Raw genomic sequence first — 607 nt, 5'->3', positions numbered from 1 at the left:
GGCGGCGGGGGCGAAATCGTGCCACTCGGCGTCGGCGCCGGGGTCGCTCTGCCAGTGCGCGATATCCGGCGGCCCGCGCGCGCCGGCCGCGCGCAGCCAGGCCTCGGTGGTGGCGTCGGGCGCCCCCAGGCCGACCTGCGAGCCCAGCTCGGCGCTCATGTTGGACAGCGTCATGCGCTCCTGCATGGACAGCGCGCGCACCGCCTCGCCGCAGAACTCCACGGCCTGGTAGCGGCCGCCGTTCATGCCCAGGCGACCGATCATGCGCAGCATCATGTCCTTGGCGGTCACGCCCGCGCCCAGCCGGCCGTTCCAGCGCATCATCAGCGTGCGCGGCACGCGCACCCAGATGCCGCCGGTGACGGCCACGCCCAGCATCTCGGTGCTGCCGATGCCGAACATGTAGGCGCCGAAGGCGCCGCCGGTGGGCGAATGCGAATCGCCGCCGACGCAGAACATGCCGGGCCGCAGATGCCCGCCTTGCGGCAGCACCACGTGGCAGATGCCCAGGCTGTCGTAGACATTGGGCAGTTGCTCGCGCACGGCCCATTCCCGCGCGATGCGCACGATGCGGCGCGATTCCTCGTCGGACGCCGGCACGTAGTGG

The 607-nt window shown here is 72.7% G+C and carries 1 protein-coding gene; it reads right to left on the bottom strand.

What is annotated here, in order from left to right; translation table 11 throughout:
* Window positions 1-607: aconitase family protein (locus KDH83_RS31200; protein WP_249205474.1), on the bottom strand; the 607-nt coding region annotated here is incomplete at both ends.

The organism is Achromobacter sp. Marseille-Q0513 (assembly GCF_018195695.1).
Classification (GTDB): domain Bacteria; phylum Pseudomonadota; class Gammaproteobacteria; order Burkholderiales; family Burkholderiaceae_B; genus Achromobacter.
The sequence above is the reverse complement of the archived record's forward strand: the minus strand, read 5'-3'. Positions and strand labels throughout refer to the sequence as shown.